The sequence below is a fragment of the Neisseria sicca genome, assembly GCF_017753665.1.
Classification (GTDB): domain Bacteria; phylum Pseudomonadota; class Gammaproteobacteria; order Burkholderiales; family Neisseriaceae; genus Neisseria; species Neisseria flava.
The window spans coordinates 2,221,196-2,240,429 of sequence record NZ_CP072524.1 but is presented as its reverse complement, the minus strand read 5'-3'; the positions used below and the strand labels follow the sequence as shown (position 1 = coordinate 2,240,429).

14 protein-coding genes and 2 pseudogenes are annotated in these 19,234 nt (G+C 53.4%); 7 read left to right on the top strand and 9 right to left on the bottom strand.

Features of this window, described 5'->3' with window-relative positions; all coding sequences use genetic code 11:
- The first annotated feature begins 77 nt into the window (after nucleotides 1-77).
- Nucleotides 78-2,102: an OPT family oligopeptide transporter gene (locus J7445_RS10600; RefSeq protein WP_209283048.1), complete on the top strand. Its 2,025-nt coding sequence runs from the start codon at nucleotides 78-80 to the stop codon at nucleotides 2,100-2,102.
- A gap of 218 nt (nucleotides 2,103-2,320) precedes the next feature.
- On the opposite strand, the gene J7445_RS10595 is transcribed toward J7445_RS10600, so the two are convergent.
- The 4 genes from J7445_RS10595 to J7445_RS10580 form a co-directional block, all read right to left on the bottom strand.
- Nucleotides 2,321-3,328 (bottom strand): IS5 family transposase, encoded by a 1,008-nt coding sequence (locus J7445_RS10595; RefSeq protein ID WP_209282936.1) that lies wholly within the window; start codon nucleotides 3,326-3,328, stop codon nucleotides 2,321-2,323.
- Between the two features lie 422 nt (nucleotides 3,329-3,750).
- Complete coding sequence (locus J7445_RS10590) at nucleotides 3,751-4,182, bottom strand: L,D-transpeptidase (protein WP_070493706.1); 432 nt, start codon at nucleotides 4,180-4,182, stop codon at nucleotides 3,751-3,753.
- A gap of 9 nt (nucleotides 4,183-4,191) precedes the next feature.
- Nucleotides 4,192-4,716, bottom strand: coding sequence for an outer membrane protein assembly factor BamE (locus tag J7445_RS10585; protein WP_070655317.1), 525 nt, complete (start codon nucleotides 4,714-4,716; stop codon nucleotides 4,192-4,194).
- A gap of 336 nt (nucleotides 4,717-5,052) precedes the next feature.
- The gene (locus J7445_RS10580; protein WP_070655315.1) at nucleotides 5,053-5,685 is read right to left on the bottom strand and encodes an MBL fold metallo-hydrolase; all 633 of its coding nucleotides are present in this window, start codon (nucleotides 5,683-5,685) and stop codon (nucleotides 5,053-5,055) included.
- A gap of 129 nt (nucleotides 5,686-5,814) precedes the next feature.
- On the opposite strand from J7445_RS10580, the gene J7445_RS10575 reads away from it, so the two are divergent.
- From J7445_RS10575 to J7445_RS10565, 3 genes are all read left to right on the top strand, one after another.
- Nucleotides 5,815-6,621, top strand: a complete 807-nt coding sequence (locus tag J7445_RS10575) for a DNA ligase (RefSeq protein WP_070655313.1) — start codon at nucleotides 5,815-5,817, stop codon at nucleotides 6,619-6,621.
- A gap of 412 nt (nucleotides 6,622-7,033) precedes the next feature.
- On the top strand, nucleotides 7,034-9,118 hold the full coding sequence (locus J7445_RS10570; RefSeq protein WP_083310395.1) for a tetratricopeptide repeat protein: 2,085 nt from the start codon (nucleotides 7,034-7,036) through the stop codon (nucleotides 9,116-9,118).
- A 272-nt stretch (nucleotides 9,119-9,390) separates the two neighbouring features.
- Entirely contained in the window at nucleotides 9,391-11,406 is a 2,016-nt protein-coding gene (locus J7445_RS10565; RefSeq protein WP_070655309.1) for a prolyl oligopeptidase family serine peptidase, read from the top strand.
- Nucleotides 11,407-11,511: 105 nt separating this feature from the next.
- On the opposite strand, the gene J7445_RS10560 is transcribed toward J7445_RS10565, so the two are convergent.
- The 4 genes and pseudogenes from J7445_RS10560 to J7445_RS10545 all read right to left on the bottom strand — a co-directional run.
- Nucleotides 11,512-12,477 carry an IS30 family transposase gene (locus J7445_RS10560; RefSeq protein WP_209283047.1) on the bottom strand — a complete coding sequence of 322 codons (966 nt, stop codon included), beginning with the start codon at nucleotides 12,475-12,477 and terminating at the stop codon, nucleotides 11,512-11,514.
- A 125-nt stretch (nucleotides 12,478-12,602) separates the two neighbouring features.
- Nucleotides 12,603-12,968: pseudogene (locus J7445_RS10555) on the bottom strand (helix-turn-helix transcriptional regulator); the annotation flags it as partial.
- Nucleotides 12,969-13,107: 139 nt separating this feature from the next.
- Nucleotides 13,108-14,115, bottom strand: coding sequence for an IS5 family transposase (locus J7445_RS10550; protein WP_209283046.1), 1,008 nt, complete (start codon nucleotides 14,113-14,115; stop codon nucleotides 13,108-13,110).
- A 61-nt stretch (nucleotides 14,116-14,176) separates the two neighbouring features.
- Nucleotides 14,177-14,782: pseudogene (locus tag J7445_RS10545) on the bottom strand (helix-turn-helix transcriptional regulator); the annotation flags it as partial.
- 235 nt (nucleotides 14,783-15,017) lie between these two features.
- Between J7445_RS10545 and J7445_RS10540 the strand changes: the two are divergent.
- The 3 genes from J7445_RS10540 (at nucleotide 15,018) to J7445_RS10530 (ending at nucleotide 17,588) form a co-directional block, all read left to right on the top strand.
- Nucleotides 15,018-15,995, top strand: coding sequence for a siderophore ABC transporter substrate-binding protein (locus J7445_RS10540; RefSeq protein ID WP_070656282.1), 978 nt, complete (start codon nucleotides 15,018-15,020; stop codon nucleotides 15,993-15,995).
- A 634-nt stretch (nucleotides 15,996-16,629) separates the two neighbouring features.
- Nucleotides 16,630-16,992 (top strand): cupin domain-containing protein, encoded by a 363-nt coding sequence (locus J7445_RS10535; protein ID WP_070656279.1) that lies wholly within the window; start codon nucleotides 16,630-16,632, stop codon nucleotides 16,990-16,992.
- Between the two features lie 128 nt (nucleotides 16,993-17,120).
- Nucleotides 17,121-17,588, top strand: a complete 468-nt coding sequence (locus J7445_RS10530) for a CinA family protein (RefSeq protein WP_070656276.1) — start codon at nucleotides 17,121-17,123, stop codon at nucleotides 17,586-17,588.
- A gap of 96 nt (nucleotides 17,589-17,684) precedes the next feature.
- Here J7445_RS10530 and J7445_RS10525 read toward each other — a convergent pair whose 3' ends face one another.
- Nucleotides 17,685-19,142, bottom strand: coding sequence for an oligopeptide:H+ symporter (locus tag J7445_RS10525; protein WP_070656273.1), 1,458 nt, complete (start codon nucleotides 19,140-19,142; stop codon nucleotides 17,685-17,687).
- Between the last annotated feature and the right edge of the window lie 92 nt (nucleotides 19,143-19,234).

Genomic DNA, 19,234 nt, shown 5'->3' with positions numbered 1-19,234 from the left:
GCAACACCATAAAGGCAGATTCGGCAGCCGGTTCGAGCCTGCCGTCGTGTTTTTTATCAACCGAAAGGCTATCCACGATGACACAATCCACTCACGATCCTTATGCGGACTACCGCGAGCTGACGCTTCGGGGCATGATACTCGGTGCGCTGATTACCGTTATCTTTACCGCGTCAAACGTTTATCTCGGTTTGAAAGTCGGTCTGACCTTTGCTTCGTCGATTCCGGCTGCGGTAATTTCGATGGCGGTTTTGAAGTTTTTCAAAGGCAGCAATATTTTGGAAAACAATATGGTGCAGACGCAGGCTTCGGCGGCGGGTACTTTGTCGAGCATTATTTTTGTCCTGCCCGGTTTGTTGATGGCGGGCTATTGGAGCGGTTTCCCGTTTTGGCAGACTGCGCTGTTGTGTATGGCGGGCGGGATTTTGGGGGTGATTTTCACCATTCCGCTGCGTTACGCGATGGTGGTGAAAAGCGAGTTGCCTTATCCCGAAGGCGTGGCGGCGGCGGAAATTTTGAAAGTCGGCAGCCACGAGGAAGAGGAAGGCCGTCAGGGCGGCAGCGGCATTAAAGAGCTGGCGGCAGGCGGCGCGTTGGCGGGCTTTATGAGCTTTTGTTCCAACGGTTTGCGCGTGATTGCCGACAGTGCGAGTTATTGGTTTAAAAGCGGCACGGCGATTTTCCAACTGCCGATGGGCTTTTCGCTGGCATTGTTGGGTGCGGGCTATTTGGTCGGGCTGACGGGCGGCATCGCCATCCTGTTGGGCATTTCGATTGCTTGGGGTATTGCCGTGCCGTATTTTTCATCGCACATTCCGCAGCCTGCCGATATGGAAATGGCCGCGTTTGCGATGAAGCTGTGGAAGGAAAAGGTACGCTTTATCGGCGCAGGTACCATCGGTATCGCGGCGGTTTGGACGCTTTTGATGCTGCTCAAGCCGATGCTGGAAGGCCTGAAAATGTCGTTCAAGAGTTTCGGCGGCGGCGCGCCTGCGGCGGAACGTACAGAACAGGATTTGTCGCCTAAAGCCATGATTTTCTGGGTGTTGTCCATGATGCTGGTGCTGGGCGTATCGTTTTATCACTTTATCGGCGATTCGCACATTACGGGCGGCATGGCTTGGCTTTTGGTGGTCGTTTGTACGCTTTTGGCTTCCATCATCGGCTTTTTGGTTGCTGCTGCTTGCGGTTATATGGCAGGTTTGGTCGGCTCGTCTTCCAGCCCGATTTCCGGCGTGGGCATCGTTTCCATCGTCATCATTTCACTGGTGTTGTTGGTCGTGGGCGAATCCGGCAGTTTGATGGCGGATGAAGCCAACCGCAAATTTTTGCTGGCGCTGACCTTGTTCTGCGGCTCGGCGGTGATTTGCGTGGCTTCGATTTCCAACGACAACCTGCAAGACTTGAAAACCGGCTACCTGCTCAAAGCAACGCCGTGGAGGCAACAGATTGCACTGATTATCGGCTGTATCGTCGGCGCATTCGTCATCTCGCCCGTGTTGGAACTGCTCTACGAAGCCTACGGCTTTACCGGCGCAATGCCGCGCGAAGGCATGGACGCGGCGCAGGCTTTGGCGGCTCCGCAAGCGACTTTGATGACGACCATCGCCTCGGGTATCTTCGCCCACAACCTCGAATGGGCGTACATCTTCACCGGCATCGTGATCGGCGCGGTGTTGATCGTCGTTGATTTGGTGTTGAAAAAATCGTCCGGCGGAAAACGCGCACTGCCCGTCCTCGCCGTCGGCATGGGCATCTACCTGCCGCCGTCCGTCAATATGCCCATCGTGATCGGCGCAGTGTTGGCGGCGGTGTTGAAACACATCATCGGCAAGAAAGCGGAAAACCGTGAAGGTCGTCTGAAAAACGCCGAACGTATCGGAACCTTGTTCTCCGCCGGTTTGATTGTCGGCGAAAGCCTGGTCGGCGTAGTGATGGCATTCATCATCGCCTTCTCCGTGACCAACGGCGGCTCCGACGCTCCGCTCGCGCTGGGTCTGGAAAACTGGGAAACCACCGCGTCCTGGCTTGGGCTGGCATTCTTCATCACAGGCATGGTGTTCTTCGCACAACGCGTGTTGAAAGCAGGACGCGTCAAGTAAGCTGGGTTTGAAAATAAAGAGGTCGTCTGAAAACTTGGGATTCAGGTTTTCAGACGACCTTGTTTTTATCTGAGACCTTTGCAAAAAAGCCCTTCCCCCGACAGCCGAAACCCAAACACAGGTTTTCGTCTATTTCCGCTCCTAATTACTCCTGATTTTACCCAAATACCCCCTTAATCCTCCCCGGACGCCCCATAATCAGGCATCCGGGCCACCTTTTAGGCAGCAACAGGCACACTTAGCCTGTTAGCCGCTTTCAACAGGTTCAAACACATCGCCTTCAGATGGCTTTGCGCACTCACTTTAATCAGTCCGAAATAGGCTGCCCGGGCGTAGCGGAATTTACGGTGCAGCGTACCGAAGCTTTGTTCGACCACATAACGGGTTTTCGACAAATATCGGTTGCGTTTGGTTTGCGCTTCCGTCAGCGGACGGTTGCGGTGGGCTTTGCGCATAATGCCGTCCAGCAACTGGCGCTCTTTCAGATGTTGCCGGTTTTCCGCACTGTCGTAGCCTTTGTCGGCATAGACGGTCGTACCTTCGGCTATACCTTCCAGCAAAGGCGACAGGTGGTTGCACTCATGGGTATTGGCGGGGGTGATGTGCAGTTTCTCGATATAGCCTTCCTCATCGGTACGGGTATGTTGTTTGTAACCGAGTCTGTATAAACCGTTTTTCTTTGTCCAACGAGCATCTTTATCTTTACTCGGTGTGGTTTGGCTGCTGACTTGTCCTTCCTCGTCAACTTCTATGGCCTGACGCTGTTTGCTGCCGGCGGTTTGAATAATGGTGGCGTCAATGACGGCGGCGGATGCTTTCTCTATTTTTAGGCCTTTTGCGGTCAGTTGGCGGTTAATCAGTTCCAGCAATTCGGACAGGGTGTCGTCTTGCGCCAGCCAGTTGCGGTAGCGGCATAAGGTGCTGTAATCGGGGATGCTCAACTCGTCAAAACGGCAAAACAGGTTGAAATCGATGCGGGTGATGAGGCTGTGTTCGAGTTCGGGATCGGAGAGGCTGTGCCATTGTCCGAGCAGGACGGCTTTGAACATGGACAACAGGGAATAGGCGGGACGGCCGCGGTGGTCTCGGACGTAACGGGTTCTTTGACGATTCAGGTACTGCTCGATCGGCTGCCAATCAATCACCTGATCCAACTTCAATAGTGGGAAGCGGTCGATGTGTTTGGCAATCATGGCTTGTGCGGTTTGCTGGAAGAAGGTGCTCATGGAAAATCCCCTAAATGTCTTGATGGGAATTTAGGGGATTTTGGGGAATTTTGCAAAGGTCTCTATCTGTAACTTCTTGCTCTTTTATCCAGTGGGAGAGGGCTGGGGAGAGGGGGGCTCTACGGGCTGAACGAATATTATCTAAACCCACAAAGCCACCCCCATCCTAACCTTCCCCCGCCGGACGGGGGAAGGGATAAGTTGCCGTTGCAGCAACGAGTAGCGTGGGCTTTGCCCACGAGATGAATGCTCGGACACAGATAACTAATTCAGATTATTAAGCAGTAAATTTCGTGGTCAAAGCCCACGCTATGGGTTCGGTTTGCTCCAAGTATGTATCGAGTCAATAAAAAGGTCGTCTGAAATCTTGAATTTCAAGTTTTCAGACGACCTTTTTCATGCCTGCTATATGGTGAAACCCGTCAAATCACTTCCAAAACAAAGTATTGGCGCAATTTGTCGTACACTTTGTCGGTTACGTTGATGCAGCCGTTGGTGATGACGCGGTCGGAGACGACGTTGGAGGCGATGCGCTGCATACGGCGCTCGGAGGGTTTGAGCGTCCAGACGCGGTGCAGGGCGAAGAGGAAGTCTTTTTCCTGCTTGAAGCCGATGATTTCGCCGCCGTAGCCGGGTTTGGAAGTCTTCATCAACTGCATATCAAAAGTGCCTTTCGGCGTGGTTTTGCCGATGAGCACGGGGTAACACTGGGCATCGTCGGTGAAACACAGCTCGGCTTTGGCGGTGTTGACGATGACTTTTTTGCGTTGCATGTATTCTTTGGCGGCATCGGCTGCTGCAAAGCTGTTCAGCCCTGCCAGCAGCGATATGCCGAGGATGATTCTTTTAAACATGTTTTCCTGTTATTTGCGGATGCGGTGGTGGGTTTCAGGCGCAACTTCGCGGATGATGATTTGAGGTTCGGCAACCTTCGGCTCGGGTTGTACGGGCGGGCAGACGGCGTCTTCCGGGAAGACGGTTTTCCAATGGAAGCTGCGGGCGTATTTGTGTTTGTCAAACAAGACCTTGTATTGGCAGGTGGTAATGCCTTCTACGCCGGAGCCGATGTCGGGATTGGCGGGAACGCCGGGAGTGCGGAAGTGGAAGAGATAATTCCATTCGCGCACGCCGAACATACCTTCATCGTAGTGCGGACGGCCGAGGATTTTGTAAATGTCGTCTTTGCTCAGACCCGGTTTCATCTGTTCGAGTTCATCGGCGGTCGGGAATGTGCCTTGGTTTTTGTTGAAGGTTACGGAGTAGGGTTTCGGAAAGACGGGGTTGTCCGTCGTTCCGTCGGCTTTAACGTGGCTTTTGCCGGCGCAGGCGGACAATACGGCTGCGGCAGCGAGGCAAAGGGCGGTTTTGGCGATACGGGACGTTTTCATGGTTAATCCTTTTTCGTGTTGGCGGCTTCGGTTATGCCTCTGCCGCATGGAAAAATACGATTTACCCGCACGCTGCCCTTTGTGCTGATGCCGTTTATTGTCACTTTGTAACAATTTCATACGGATATAATTGGAAATGATGGTACATCGGCTTCAGGCAAGCGTGTGTCCGGGTCGGGTAAAATCGCGTTACTGGTTGTTTATTTTGATGTTTAATCAAATTTAAGGCGAAATGTTAATTTCTTGTTCAGATTCCATGCAAGTTTTATGCCAATTTTTTAAAAAGGTCGTCTGAAACGCTTATCCGTGTTTCAGACGACCTTTCGCTTTCAGGTTTTAAAAAAACGGATTGTGCCGTTTTTCATGCCCGATGTCGGTCATTCTGCCGTGTCCGGCGATGACGCGGGTGTCTTCGGGCAGGGCGAACAGTTTGGTGCGGATATTATGGATGAGGTCGGCGTGGTTGCCGCGCGGGAAGTCGGTTCTGCCTATGGTTTCGTAAAACAGTACGTCGCCCGCGATGAGCAGCCCTGCTTCGGCGCAGTAAAAAACGACGTGGCCGGGCGTGTGGCCGGGGATGTGCAGGACTTGGAAGGCGTGGCTGCCGACCTTGAGCGTTTCGCCTTCGGTCAGCCAACGGGTCGGCTTAAACGCGGGGGAAACGGGAAAGCCGTATTGGGCGGTCGTTTCGGGCAGGGCTTGCAGCAGAAATTCGTCGTCCGCATGAGGGCCGATGACGGGGACGGGGTGGTGTTCACGCAATTCCACCACGCCGCCGGCATGGTCGAGGTGTCCGTGGGTCAGCCAAATGGCGGTCAGGGTGAGGTTTTTCGCGTCCAGCTCTTGCAGGAGGTAGGAAACGTCGCCGCCGACATCGGTCAGGACGGCTTCGCGGGTTTCGTCATCCCACAAAAGGGTGCAGTTTTGGCGGAAAGGGGTAACGGCAATAATTTCGGCTTGAAGTGCCATGAGGCGGGATTCCTTGGGTAGTGGTTGGACGGGGCGGATATTTTCAGACGACCTTCGGTCTGTTTATGCGGTATCATTATTATATTTGAAATAATCACTCACATTACAGGAACGTTTATGAGAACTTCAATGCAGGGCATGATACCGATTTTTGCCGCTTTTTTCATCCAAACGGCGCTCGGCGCGGATTTGATGCTGGCGCAGGAATACAAAGACCAAGACATTATAGGCTGGGCGATGAGCGAGAAGCTCGACGGCGTGCGCGCGTATTGGGACGGGCGGCAACTGGTCAGCAGGCAGGGCTACGCGTTCACACCGCCCAAAGGTTTTACCGCGCAGTTCCCGCCGTATCCGCTCGACGGCGAGCTGTATAGCGGACGCGGGCAGTTTGAACAGATTTCCGCCGCCGTACGCTCGTCTTCCGGCGACTGGCGCGGCATCCGACTTCATGTTTTCGATGTACCCAAAGCGCAGGGCAATCTCTACCAGCGCCTCGCCGTCGCAACGCAATGGCTGAAAACGCATCCGAACGCGCCCATCACCATCATCCCGCAAACCAAAGTCCGCGACCGGCAGCACGCGATGGATTTTTTGAAACAAATCGAAGCGCAGGGCGGCGAAGGCGTGATGCTGCGCCAGCCCGAATCACGTTACAGCGGCGGCAGGAGCAGCCAATTATTGAAGCTGAAAAGCCAATACGACGACGAATGCACGGTAACGCGGCATTATGAAGGCAAAGGGCGCAACGCCGGACGGCTGGGCGCGGTCGGCTGCAAAAACCGACACGGCGAATTCCGCATCGGCAGCGGCTTCAAAGACAAAGACCGCGACAACCCGCCCAAAATCGGCGCGGTCATCACATACCGCTACCGCGGCTTCACACAAAAAGGCACGCCGAAATTTGCCACGTTTGTGCGGGTTAGAACGGACAGGTAAGAGCCGATGGTCGAAAGGTCGTCTGAAAACCGTATTTTTAGGTTTTCAGACGACCTTTTTATAAACATGGATGGATACTGAATTGGTTTTCGGCTTTGGGGGCGGGAGGGGGAGCTTTGGTATATCGCGGGGAATTTAACCTTTGATACAGCAGCTTATTTAGCCTCGTCATTCCCTTTAGCCCGTCATTCCCGCGCAGGCGGGAATCCAGTCCTATCCGCACGGAAACTTATCGGGCAAAAAGGTTTCCTCAATTCTGCATCCTGGATTCCCGCCATAGCCTGTCCTCGCGTAGGCGGGGGCGGGAATGACGGCAGAAGGTAAACAACGTATCGGATTAAGTTAATTGATTATTATCATGTACAATTTCCGCCTGATTGATTTTTAATGGATTGGTTTGATAGAGGGATAAATGATGGATGTTAATGATTTGATTAGTGCAGCAGTCCAATTATTTAATGAGAAAAAATACGCTGAAGCGATTGAAATACTTCATCAGGCTTGGGACGGGATTACGGATAAAAATACTCAAATTCCAGAGCAAATTAAGATTCAAAATCGGCTTGGCGGTTGTTATTTGGAACAAGCCATAAATGCCAAAGATACGGATAAAGCAGACGGACTATTCGAACAGGCCGTTTGGCATTTTCAGGAATTATTGCAGCTTACCAAACAGCTGGAAGATGAACAGAACAAGATTGAGGAGCAAATTATTGCCCAATTTCGGCTTAGCTTTTGTTATTTGAAACATGCCCAAAAAACCAAAGATACGGACAAAGCAGACAAACTATTCGGACAGGCCGTTGAATATTCTAGGAAACGGTTGGAGCTTACCAAACAGCTAAAAGATGGACAGGACAAGATTCATAAGCAAATTGTTGCCCAATTTCGGCTTGGCAGCTGTTATTTCGAACAGGCCAAAAAAACTAAAGATACGAATAAAGCAGACAAACGGTTCGGGCAGGCTGTTGAAGATTTTAAGAAGGAATTGGAGCTTACCGAACAGCTGGAAGATAAACAAGCCAAGATTCAGTATCAAATCCTTGCACAATATGGGCTTGGCACTTGTTATTTAGAACAGGCTCAAAAAACCAAAGATACGGATAAAGCAAATAAACTGTTTGAAAAAGCTGTTGAACACCTTCGAGAATTGTTAAAACTTACCAAGCAACTGACGGATAAACAAGATCGTATTCAACAACAAATCTATGCCCAATTTCGGCTTGGTCGTTGTTATCTTGAACGGATTAAGAGAAGTAAAAGTACACCTGAAGCGGAAAAATTTGCTAAATGTCTGGCTAGCAAATATTTTTCTGCTGCCTACGAACAATTACCACAATTAAGTGATGAAGAAAAAGAATGGGAAAAAAGCATCCGTCAAGGTTTAACGGATATTGATTACCTCAATGAAGACTGGAATTCCTATTTCGAAAAGAAAAAACAAGAAATACAGGAATCGCTTTTCAAAGGGGAGACTTCACAACCGCAAGACGCCGTTGCAACCGTATTGGCGGTTCTCCATATTACGCCGATAGAGTTGGGCTTTACCCCGATGGCGCATTACACTTCGCCCCATGTATGCCATATATTATTCGGCATCGGCGGCAACGAAACCGCCAGTCCAATGCGACTCGGCAGCTCCACCTATATGAACGATCCGTCCGAAGGCAAGCCACTACTGGACTTATTGAACCAGCAAGATTTGGAGTTGGAAAACAAGGCGGATGGCGCGTCCCATAATGCCTTTTTTACCTGCTTCTCCAGCCGCGTCAACGATTTGAACCAGTTCCGCCTGTATGGCAAAGAGGGCGGCGTGGAGGCTTCGGGCTGCTGTCTGGTGTTCAATAAAAACGGAGATTGGCTTAGAGAAGTGGATGTTTCTGCTTCGTTCCATAACCCATCCCAAAAATATGGTCAGAATTCAGACGACCTGCCGGAAGACGGTTTTTGGAATGATAAATACGAAAAACTGCCGCTCTATCAGATTGCTTATATCGCATACAAAGATGAATATATTGCGGAAAAGAAATGCGGGATATGGCTTCTTCCTCAAGAAAAACTGAAATTCGGTATCCGCCTGAAACCCGTCGGAAATGAAGACTGGCATCAGTTCCGCTTGGAAAAATTAAAAGAAGCGTTGGAAGAGCTTATCGAGTTTTTCAAGGACAACTCCGCCGTCAGCGACGACGATAAAGAAGCCTTGGAATACATCCGCTATCTGTTTAAAGACTTCGCCTTCCGCGACGAAGAAGAGTTCCGCCTGCTGGTTATCAAACCAATCGATTCGGAGGAAATCGAATATTGCGAGACGACCCAATCCCTCTATATCCCTTATGCCGATATACGGAATCTGGCGGACGAGGTGATTTTGGGTACGAATTACGAAAAAACCGGCAATCAACGCAAGGCGGAAGTGTTCCGCTATCAGATGAAGCAAAAATGCCCCGACGTCAAAGTCTCCCGCTCGACGCTGCCGATTAATCCGCCGAATAAGTAGATGGGTTTGCTTAATTTTCGATACGGGTATCTATTATCAGCCGTCATTCCCGCGCAGGCGGGAATCCAGTCCTGTCGGCACAGAAATCTGTCGGGAAAAAAGGTTTCCTAAATTCTGCGTTCTGGATTCCCGCCTGCGCGGGAATGACGGGCAGTGTATCGGAAGCGGTAGCGAAACCCGCCACACTCGTTTTCAGACGGCCTTTTTGTCTGGCAACAAGGTTTTTCCCGCTATAATTCCCGCTTTCGCTATTTTCAGACGGCCCCTTTTCTATGAAATCCTACCCCGATTCCTATCTCCATTTCGAAAACCTCGACGCCCCCGAAACGCAAAACTTCGCCGCTGAAGCGCATGCCGAAACGCGTGCGCGTTTTTTGGAAAACGATAAGGCGCGCGCGCTGTCGGACGGGATTTTGGCGCAGATGCAGGACACGCGGCAGATTCCGTTTTGTCAGGAACACCGCGCGCGGATGTACCACTTCCATCAGGACGCGGAATATCCGAAGGGCGTGTACCGTGTGTGTACGGCGGCGACCTACCGTTCGGGCTATCCTGAGTGGAAAATCCTGTTTTCGGTGGCGGATTTCGATGAGTTGCTCGGCGACGATGTGTATCTGGGAGGGGTGTCGCACTTGGTGGAGCAGCCCAATCGCGCGCTGTTGACCTTGAGCAAATCGGGCGGCGATACGGCTTATACGTTGGAAGTGGATTTGGAAGCGGGCGGGCTGGTCGAGGGCGGCTTTCATTTTCCGGCGGGGAAAAACCATGTGTCGTGGCGCGATGAAAACAGCGTGTGGGTGTGTCCGGCTTGGGACGAGCGGCAGTTGACCGAATCGGGCTATCCGCGCGAGGTGTGGCTGGTGGAGCGCGGCAAGAGTTTCGAGGAAAGCCTGCCGGTGTACCAAATCGGCGAAGACGGGATGATGGTGAACGCGTGGCGTTACCTTGATCCGCAGGGTTCGCCGATTGATTTGATTGAAGCGTCGGACGGTTTTTACACCAAGACGTATTTGCAGGTGTCGTCTGAAGGCGAGGCGAAACCGTTGAACCTGCCCGCCGATTGCGACGTGGTCGGCTATCTGGCGGGGCATCTTTTGCTGACGCTGCGCAAGGACTGGAACCGCGCGAACCAAAGCTATCCGAGCGGCGCGCTGGTGGCGGTGAAGCTGAATCGGGGCGAACTCGGGGCGGCGCAGCTTTTGTTTGCGCCCGATGAAACGCAGGCATTGGAAAGCGTGGAAACGACCAAGCGTTTTGTGGTGGCGAGCCTGCTGGAAAACGTACAAGGCCGTCTGAAAGCATGGCGCTTTACCGATGGCAAATGGCAGGAAACTGAGTTGCCGCGCCTGCCTTCGGGCGCGCTGGAAATGACCGACCAGCCTTGGGGCGGCGACGTGGTTTACCTTGCCGCCAGCGATTTCACCACGCCGCTGACGCTGTTTGCGCTGGATTTGAACGTGATGGAACTGACCGTCATGCGCCGCCAGCCGCAGCAGTTTGTTTCAGACGACCTCGAAGTGCGGCAGTTTTGGGCGGTTTCGTCCGACGGCGAGCGCATCCCTTATTTCCACGTCGGCAAAAACGCCGCGCCCGATACGCCGACGCTGGTTTATGCCTACGGCGGTTTCGGCGTGCCCGAGCTGCCGCACTATCTGGGCAGCATCGGCAAATACTGGCTGGAAGAGGGCAACGCCTTCGTGTTGGCGAACATACGCGGCGGCGGCGAGTTCGGCCCGCGCTGGCATCAGGCGGCGCAGGGAATCAGCAAACACAAAAGCGTCGATGATTTGATTGCCGTCGTGCGCGATTTGTCCGAACGCGGCATGAGTTCGCCCAAACACATCGGTTTGCAGGGTGGCAGCAACGGCGGCCTGATTACCGCCGCCGCCTTCGTGCGCGAACCGCAAAGCATAGGCGCGCTGGTGTGCGAAGTGCCGCTGACCGACATGATCCGCTATCCGCTGCTCTCCGCCGGCGCAAGCTGGACGGACGAATACGGCAACCCGCAGAAATACGAAGTCTGCAAACGCTGGCTGGGTGAATTGTCGCCGTATCACAATTTTTCAGACGGCATCAATTATCCGCCTGCGCTCATTACCACCAGCCTCAGCGACGACCGCGTCCATCCTGCCCACGCGCTCAAGTTCTACGCCAAATTGCGCGAAACCTCCGCGCAATCGTGGCTCTACGCTCCGGACGGCGGCGGACATACCGGCAACGGCACGCAACGCGAAGCCGCCGACGAACTCGCCTGCGTGTTGCTGTTTTTGAAAGAGTTTTTAGGCTAAGGGCAGGGAGCGACACTGCCGCCGCGAATGAAAAAAGGTCGTCTGAAATTGCTTTTTCAGACGACCTTTTTTAATGGTTCTTGGATTCGGATTTCAAGTGCAACACTAGGGTACCAGTGGTTGGAACAGATTTAAGAATAAAACACTTGGCGTTTCGTAGCCAAGTGTTTTTCTCGGCCGGTGGTTCAACTCATCTTGAACCCTGCGTATCTCCCGATCGCTGATATTTCGGAAATCGGTTTGTTTAGGGAAAGATTGTCGGATGAGTCCGTTGGTGTTTTCATTCAGCCCTTTTTCCCACGAATGGTAAGGGCGGCAAAAATAGGTTTCCGCCTTCAATGCTTTGGCTATTTTGGTGTGTTGGTAGAACTCTTTGCCGTTATCCATGGTAATGGTGTGGACTCTGGCTTTATATGCCTTTAATACCCTAATGGCCGCCCGGGCAGTGTCTTCGGCCTTTAAGTTATCCAATTTGCAGATGATGGTGTAGCGGGTAGTGCGTTCGACCAAGGTCAATAACGCGCTTTTCTGATTTTTGCCGACGATGGTGTCGGCCTCCCAATCGCCGATGCGGGTTTTCTGGTCGACGATAGCGGGTCGGTTTTCTATGCCGACACGGTTGGGCACTTTGCCTCTGGTCCATGTGCTGCCGTAGCGTTTGCGGTAGGGTTTGCTGCATATTCTGAGATGTTGCCACAAAGTGCCGCCGTTGCTTTTGTCTTGGCGAAGGTAGCGGTAAACGGTGCTGTGATGGAGTGTGATCCCGTGGTGTTTATGCAGGTAGGCGCATACTTGTTCGGGACTGAGTTTGCGGCGGATAAGGGTGTCGATGTGTTGAACCAGCTGCGAATCGAGTTTATAGGGTTTTCGCCGGTGCTGTTTGGTCAGCCGGCTTTGCTTCTGTGCTTTTTCGGCGCTGTATTGCTGTCCTTGGATGCAGTGCCGCTTGATTTCGCGGCTGATGGTGCTTTTGTGGCGGTTGAGCTGTTTGGCGATTTCGGCGATGGTGCAGTGGCGGGACAGGTATTGGATATGGTATCGTTCGTCTTGGGTCAGTTGTGTGTAGCTCATGGCAATCTTTCTTGCAGGAAAGGCCGTATGCTACCGCATACTGGCCTTTTCCTGTTAGGGAAAGTTGCACTTCAAATGCGAATCCGCCGTTGTTTCAAATCAAAATATCTATGCCGCCGGCCCCATCAGCACTTCTTCGCATCCGAAGGCAAAAATCCGTAATGCCGCCTGAACGCTTCATTGAACCGTCCCGCGTGGCGGTAGCCGCAAAAGTGCATGGCGGCTTGGACGGTGCTGCCCGATTCGATGAGGGCGAGCGCGTGTTCCAGCCGCAGGCGGCGCAGGCGTCCGGCGACGGTTTCGCCGGTTTGCGCTTTGAAATAGCGTTTCAGGTAGCATTCGTTCAGCCCGACTCGGCGGGCGATTTCGGCGATGGTCAGCGGGCGGGCGAATTCGCTGTTCAAAATATCGGCGGCTTCGTCTATGCGCCGGCGGCGGTAGCCGTTGTCGTGGCGGCGGAAGGTGAAGCGCAATAATCGGGCGGAGACCTTTGCAAAAAAGCCCTTCCCCCGACAGCCGGAACCCAAACACAGGTTTTCGTCTATTTCCGCTCCTAATTACTCCTGATTTTACCCAAATACCCCCTTAATCCTCCCCGGACGCCCCATAATCAGGCATCCGGGCCACCTTTTAGGCAGCAACAGGCACACTTAGCCTGTTAGCCGCTTTCAACAGGTTCAAACACATCGCCTTCAGATGGCTTTGCGCACTCACTTTAATCAGTCCGAAATAGGCTGCCCGGGCGTAGCGGAATTTACGGTGCAGCGTACCGAAGCTTTGTTCGACCACATAACGGGTTTTCGACAAATATCGGTTGCGTTTGGTTTGCGCTTCCGTCAGCGGACGGTTGCGGTGGGCTTTGCGCATAATGCCGTCCAGCAACTGGCGCTCTTTCAGATGTTGCCGGTTTTCCGCACTGTCGTAGCCTTTGTCGGCATAGACGGTCGTACCTTCGGCTATACCTTCCAGCAAAGGCGACAGGTGGTTGCACTCATGGGTATTGGCGGGGGTGATGTGCAGTTTCTCGATATAGCCTTCCTCATCGGTACGGGTATGTTGTTTGTAACCGAGTCTGTATAAACCGTTTTTCTTTGTCCAACGAGCATCTTTATCTTTACTCGGTGTGGTTTGGCTGCTGACTTGTCCTTCCTCGTCAACTTCTATGGCCTGACGCTGTTTGCTGCCGGCGGTTTGAATAATGGTGGCGTCAATGACGGCGGCGGATGCTTTCTCTATTTTTAGGCCTTTTGCGGTCAGTTGGCGGTTAATCAGTTCCAGCAATTCGGACAGGGTGTCGTCTTGCGCCAGCCAGTTGCGGTAGCGGCATAAGGTGCTGTAATCGGGGATGCTCAGTTCGTCAAAACGGCAAAACAGGTTGAAGTTGATGCGGGTGATGAGGCTGTGTTCGAGTTCGGGATCGGAGAGGCTGTGCCATTGTCCGAGCAGGACGGCTTTGAACATGGACAACAGGGAATAGGCGGGACGGCCGCGGTGGTCTCGGACGTAACGGGTTCTTTGACGATTCAGGTATTGCTCGATCAGTTGCCAATCAATCACCTGATCCAACTTCAATAGTGGGAAGCGGTCGATGTGTTTGGCAATCATGGCTTGTGCGGTTTGCCGGAAAAAGGTGCTCATGAGAAATCCCCTAAATGTCTTGGTGGGAATTTAGGGGATTTTGGGGAATTTTGCAAAGGTCTCGGGCGGAGAGTTCCAGCGCGGCGGCTTCGTCGGCGAGCAGGCCGAAGCCGTCCGATTCGAACGGGCGTTGCAGCAGGGGGCAGGCCGCCGCCGTCAGTGTTGCCGCGTTTTGCGCCAGCCGTTGCAGGGCGAATCGGCCTATCGTTTGCGGCGAAAACAGGCGTTCGTCCAGCAAGCCTTCGTCGTGCCAGCGGCGCAGTTTTTCCAGCGAAAAATCCAAATGCAGCGCGCACATGCCGCCGTTGTCGGGCAGCAGGGTTTCGGATACGTCCGCCAACTCGCCGCGCACCAGCCAGATTTCGCCGGCAAACGGGCGGTATTCCCTGCCGCCCATTTGTAACCGGTTCTGCCCCGACACCATGACGAACAGGGCGCAGTTGTGGCTGAAATTGTGGATTTCGGTGGGAAACGCACCCGTTCCGCCGCCGCGCATCCGCGACAGGGTGATGCCCGAGTCGAAGCGGTTGATGCACATTTCCAGATGTAAACCGGGCTGTTTTGCCTGCGCCATGAGCGCGCTGTCGGAACAGCCGTCCAACGCCCAGCCGGATTTATCGGAGCGGACATAGGTTTGGTATTGGCGGTAGATGGCGGCGGTGTTCATGCTTGGATGGGAACGGGTTGTCTAAAAAATGAATTAAATAGGAATTATTACTAATAATCAAGCGCAGGGATTGGTTGAAACGGGAAAGGTCGTCTGAAAGCGTGTTTCAGACGACCTTTCCCGTTTCGGGAATTTGTTTTGCCGTATCGGGAATTTTGCGTTTTGCGGCGTGGTTTTTGCAGATTATTTTTTTAATAATAAATATTCTTATTCGTATGCAAAGGAACCGCACACCGTGAAACCACGTTTTTATTGGGCAGCCTGCGCCGTCCTGCTGGCCGCCTGTTCGCCCGAACCTACCGCCGAAAAAACTGTATCCGCCGCATCCCAAGCCGCATCCACATCTGCCGCCACGCTGACCGTGCCGACCGCGCGGGGTGATGCCGTTGTGCCGAAGAATCCCGAACGCGTCGCCGTGTACGACTGGGCGGCATTGGATACGCTGACCGAGTTGGGCGTGAACGTGGGCGCAACTACCGCGCCGGTGCGCGTGGACTATTTGCAGCCTGCATTTGAAAAGGCGGCAACGGTGGGGACGCTGTTCGAACCCAATTACGAAGCCTTGCACCGCTACAATCCGCAGCTTGTCATTACCGGCGGGCCGGGCGCGGAAGCGTATGAACAGTTGGCGAAAAACGCGACCACCATAGACCTGACGGTGGACAACGGCAATATCCGCACCAGCGGCGAAAAGCAGATGGAAACCCTGGCGCGGATTTTCGGCAAGGAAGCGCGCGCGGTGGAATTGAAGGCGCAGATTGACGCGCTGTTCGCCCAAACGCGCGAAGCCGCCAAAGGCAAAGGGCGCGGACTGGTGCTGTCGGTTACGGGCAACAAGGTGTCCGCCTTCGGCACGCAGTCGCGGTTGGCCAGCTGGATACACGGCGACATCGGCCTGCCGCCCGTGGATGAATCTTTACGCAACGAGGGGCACGGACAGCCCGTTTCCTTCGAATACATCAAAGAGAAAAACCCCGACTGGATTTTCATCATCGACCGCACCGCCGCCATCGGGCAGGAAGGACCGGCGGTCGTGGAAGTGTTGGATAACGCGCTGGTACGCGGCACGAACGCTTGGAAGCGCAAGCAAATCATCGTCATGCCTGCTGCCAACTATATCGTCGCGGGCGGCGCACGGCAGTTGATACAGGCGGCAGAACAGTTGAAGGCGGCGTTTGAAAAGGCCGAACCCGTTGCGGCGGGGAAAGAATAGGGGTCGTCTGAAAACGGAGCGGAAAAAGAAGCGGGGGTTTCTGCGAAGCTAAAGCGCGGTTTCAACGAATTGAAAAGTAGCCTGCACGTTGAAAATACCACCCAAGCAAACCTTTGGTTTGCCGCCCTCTCCCTAGCCCTCTCCCACGGGGAGAGGGGATTGGGTTGCAGGCTGCTTTTAGGGTTCAGGCAAATTTTTAACTTCGTTGAAGCTCCGTTTTTAGACGACCTTTTGAAGCACCACAGGCACACGCATCGAGCGTCTGAATCAAAGATTCAGACCGATGGCAGTCCGCACTCGAGTTTATGCGGCAAACAGCAAGGCTACGGCAACCCGTCCCCTCTCCCCGTGGGAGAGGGTTAGGGAGAGGGCAGTAAGCCGCAGGCTTACATTCAGAACGAAACGAAAACCGCCATACGGAGTCTAATCAAACCGGTTACGAAAACGAATAACGCGGCATATTCCGCTTTCAGACGACCCAAACCGACCGAAACAGATAGTGGATTAAAATAAAAATGAGACAAGACGGCAACGCCCGCTGTGTACCGCTAGAATACATAAGGGTGTTGGCAACGCCGTATCATTGCGATTTTAGTCCGCGATAAATTTTGTCTGCAACCAAAGGAAAACCATCATGAAAAACATCAAAACCCAACTTTTCACCGCTCTCATCGGCCTCTTCGCCACAGCCGTGCCTGCCGCTGAAACCGCCCAAGGCACGGGCAAAGTTTTTGAAGGTGAAAACTACACCGTCATCCGCGAAACCCTGCCCAAAGGCAAGGAAATCCCCCGCCACAACCACCCTGGCCACACCCTGCTGGTTACCCAAACCAAAGGCAGCTCGGTATTTTTGTTTGACGGCGGAAAAAGGCAGGAATTGCGGCCGGGCAGCGTCCTGAAGGCGGACGGCAGCGAATATGTCGCCATTAAAATAACCGACGACAGCGAATTGGTGATTGTGCTGGTGAAAGACGGGAAGAAGGCGGGTGCGGAATAGAATGTCCTTCAGATCGTCTGAAAAAGCGGTTGGAGACGACCTTCCGCCACCATTGGCAATCGACCTATAATCTATTTCCCGTCCGCCGCCGACGAATCCGCCGCCATTGAAGAAAGAAAGGACATCCCATGACCGCGCTGCAAACCATCGCCGAACATCTCACCCGACGCCGACAAACCGTTACTTGCGCCGAATCTTGCACCGGCGGCCTGCTTGCGGGCGCATTCACCAGCATCGCGGGCAGCTCGCAATGGTTTCATCAAAGTTTCGTTACTTACAGCAACCAAGCCAAAGAAGAACGCCTCGGCGTCATGCCTGATACGCTGTTGCAACACGGTGCGGTCAGCCGCGAAACCGTGTATGAAATGGCGCGAGGTGCCCAAGCCGTCGCCCAAGCCGACTACGCCTTGAGTATTTCCGGCATCGCAGGCCCCGGTGGCGGCAGCGCGGCAAAACCCGTCGGGACGGTGTGGTTCGGGTTGTCCACGCCGACCGAATCGTTGGAGCAAATGAAAATCTTCAGCGGCGACCGAGAGGCCGTTAGAAATCAGGCAGTCGCCTTCGCCCTTGAATTTTTGGCGGAACATTTGGTTTGACGGTTCCCAACGCAAGAATGGCAAACCGCGTTCATGAAAAAGGTCGTCTGAGAAATTTTTCAGACGACCTTTTGCATGTCTTGCTCAGAGCGGTTTTTAATCCGCGCCTTTGAGCATTCTATTCAAAACGGGAACAAGCAATAACAATACCACACCGGTTATCACGCCTATGCCGCAAAGCATCCAGTAGAAATCCAGCGGTGCTTTATCGTTGAATCCTTCTTTAAACAGCACGCCGCCCAAAGTGAAGCCCAATGATAACCCTAAGAAATTGAGTGCGACCATTTGGGTTTTGAACATAGGCGGGGCGATTTTGGTGGAAATGGAAAGCGAAATCGGAGAAATCATGAGTTCGCCTATGGTGATGGCAAGCAGGATCAGCGCGAAAACAATGATCGGCATGGGCGTGCCGGACGAGATATACGGTACGAATCCAAGATAGGATATGCCGACAACCAGCATCGCCAACGCGAATTTCAACGGGGTTTTCGGCTGGTGTCTGCCCATTTTCGTCCAAATCGCCGCCATCACGCCGGAGAAGAGGACGACCCACATACTTTGGATGGAATCTTTCCATGCGACGGGTACAGTCCAGTTGCCTAATGTGCGGTCAACCGTTTCGTCAAAGTACACCGTTGCCACGGTATAAACTTGGAACCAGACCGCCCAAAACAGGCAGATAGTCAGAAACAGCGGAATATAGGCGGTGATGTAGCGTTTGTTTTCAGACGACACATGGCTGCTGCCGAGCAGTCGCGCGAAATAGGCGATGACGGTGAGGATGACCGTACCGAGCAGGAATTTGGAAAAGTTGTCCAAATTGAGCGTATCTGACGCAATCAGGCTGCCGACAACCAAGACAATCAGCACGCCGACTGCAACCGCGGTTTTCACTTTTTCAGGACGCAAAGGATTGGGCGCGGGCGTGTGCGGCAGCAGTTTGCGCCCAACGGAGTAACGCCACAATCCAAAAGCCATACCGACTGCCGCCGCGCCGAAGCCGTAGTGGAAACCCATCTCGGTTTGCAGCAAGCCGGTCAGGAGCGGGCCTAAAAAGCCGCCGATGTTGATGGAGATATAGAAAATCGAAAATCCGGCATCGCGCAGGGGCTTCATATCGTCCGCTTCATAAAGCGAGCCGACCATCGAGCTTGCCGACGATTTCACGCCGCCGCTGCCCAACGCGATGAGCACCAAGCCGCACAGCAGCCCGTAGAGACTCGGTGCGATTGCCAAAACGATGTGTCCGAGCATGACCACGATGCCGGAAATAAACAGCGTTTTTTCCGCGCCCCAAATCCGGTCGGCAAGCCATGCGCCGAGTATGGTGGACAAATAAACGCTGCCGCCGTACGCGCCGACGATGCCGCCGGCGAGCGACTTATCCATGCCCAAACCGCCTTTGTCGGCAGTGTAATACAGATAAATCAATAAGATACCCTGCATACCGTAAAACGAGAAACGTTCCCACAATTCGATGTGGAACAGGGTGGAAAGCTGGATAGGATGCCCGAAGAAGGTTTTTCCCTTGCGGGCGGAGTAGTTGTCAGACATAAAAGTTCTCCAAAGGCGTTGAAACCGCCTTTTATTTTCAGTTGCGGCACATTGCGCACCGCCCATTTTTCAGCCGTATATGGCATAACCTT

Excerpts from the sequence above, each read along its gene's own strand:
- J7445_RS10595 (WP_209282936.1), bottom strand. The coding sequence starts at position 3,328 with ATGAGCACCTTCTTCCAGCAAACCGCACAAGCCATGATTGCCAAACAC.
- J7445_RS10560 (WP_209283047.1), bottom strand. The coding sequence starts at position 12,477 with ATGAGCTACACACAACTGACCCAAGACGAACGATACCATATCCAATAC.
- J7445_RS10575 (WP_070655313.1), top strand. The coding sequence starts at position 5,815 with ATGCAGGGCATGATACCGATTTTTGCCGCTTTTTTCATCCAAACGGCG.
- J7445_RS10525 (WP_070656273.1), bottom strand. The coding sequence starts at position 19,142 with ATGTCTGACAACTACTCCGCCCGCAAGGGAAAAACCTTCTTCGGGCAT.
- J7445_RS10585 (WP_070655317.1), bottom strand. The coding sequence starts at position 4,716 with ATGAAAACGTCCCGTATCGCCAAAACCGCCCTTTGCCTCGCTGCCGCA.
- J7445_RS10550 (WP_209283046.1), bottom strand. The coding sequence starts at position 14,115 with ATGAGCACCTTTTTCCGGCAAACCGCACAAGCCATGATTGCCAAACAC.
- J7445_RS10600 (WP_209283048.1), top strand. The coding sequence starts at position 78 with ATGACACAATCCACTCACGATCCTTATGCGGACTACCGCGAGCTGACG.
- J7445_RS10580 (WP_070655315.1), bottom strand. The coding sequence starts at position 5,685 with ATGGCACTTCAAGCCGAAATTATTGCCGTTACCCCTTTCCGCCAAAAC.
- J7445_RS10570 (WP_083310395.1), top strand. The coding sequence starts at position 7,034 with ATGATGGATGTTAATGATTTGATTAGTGCAGCAGTCCAATTATTTAAT.
- J7445_RS10590 (WP_070493706.1), bottom strand. The coding sequence starts at position 4,182 with ATGTTTAAAAGAATCATCCTCGGCATATCGCTGCTGGCAGGGCTGAAC.
- J7445_RS10530 (WP_070656276.1), top strand. The coding sequence starts at position 17,121 with ATGACCGCGCTGCAAACCATCGCCGAACATCTCACCCGACGCCGACAA.
- J7445_RS10565 (WP_070655309.1), top strand. The coding sequence starts at position 9,391 with ATGAAATCCTACCCCGATTCCTATCTCCATTTCGAAAACCTCGACGCC.
- J7445_RS10535 (WP_070656279.1), top strand. The coding sequence starts at position 16,630 with ATGAAAAACATCAAAACCCAACTTTTCACCGCTCTCATCGGCCTCTTC.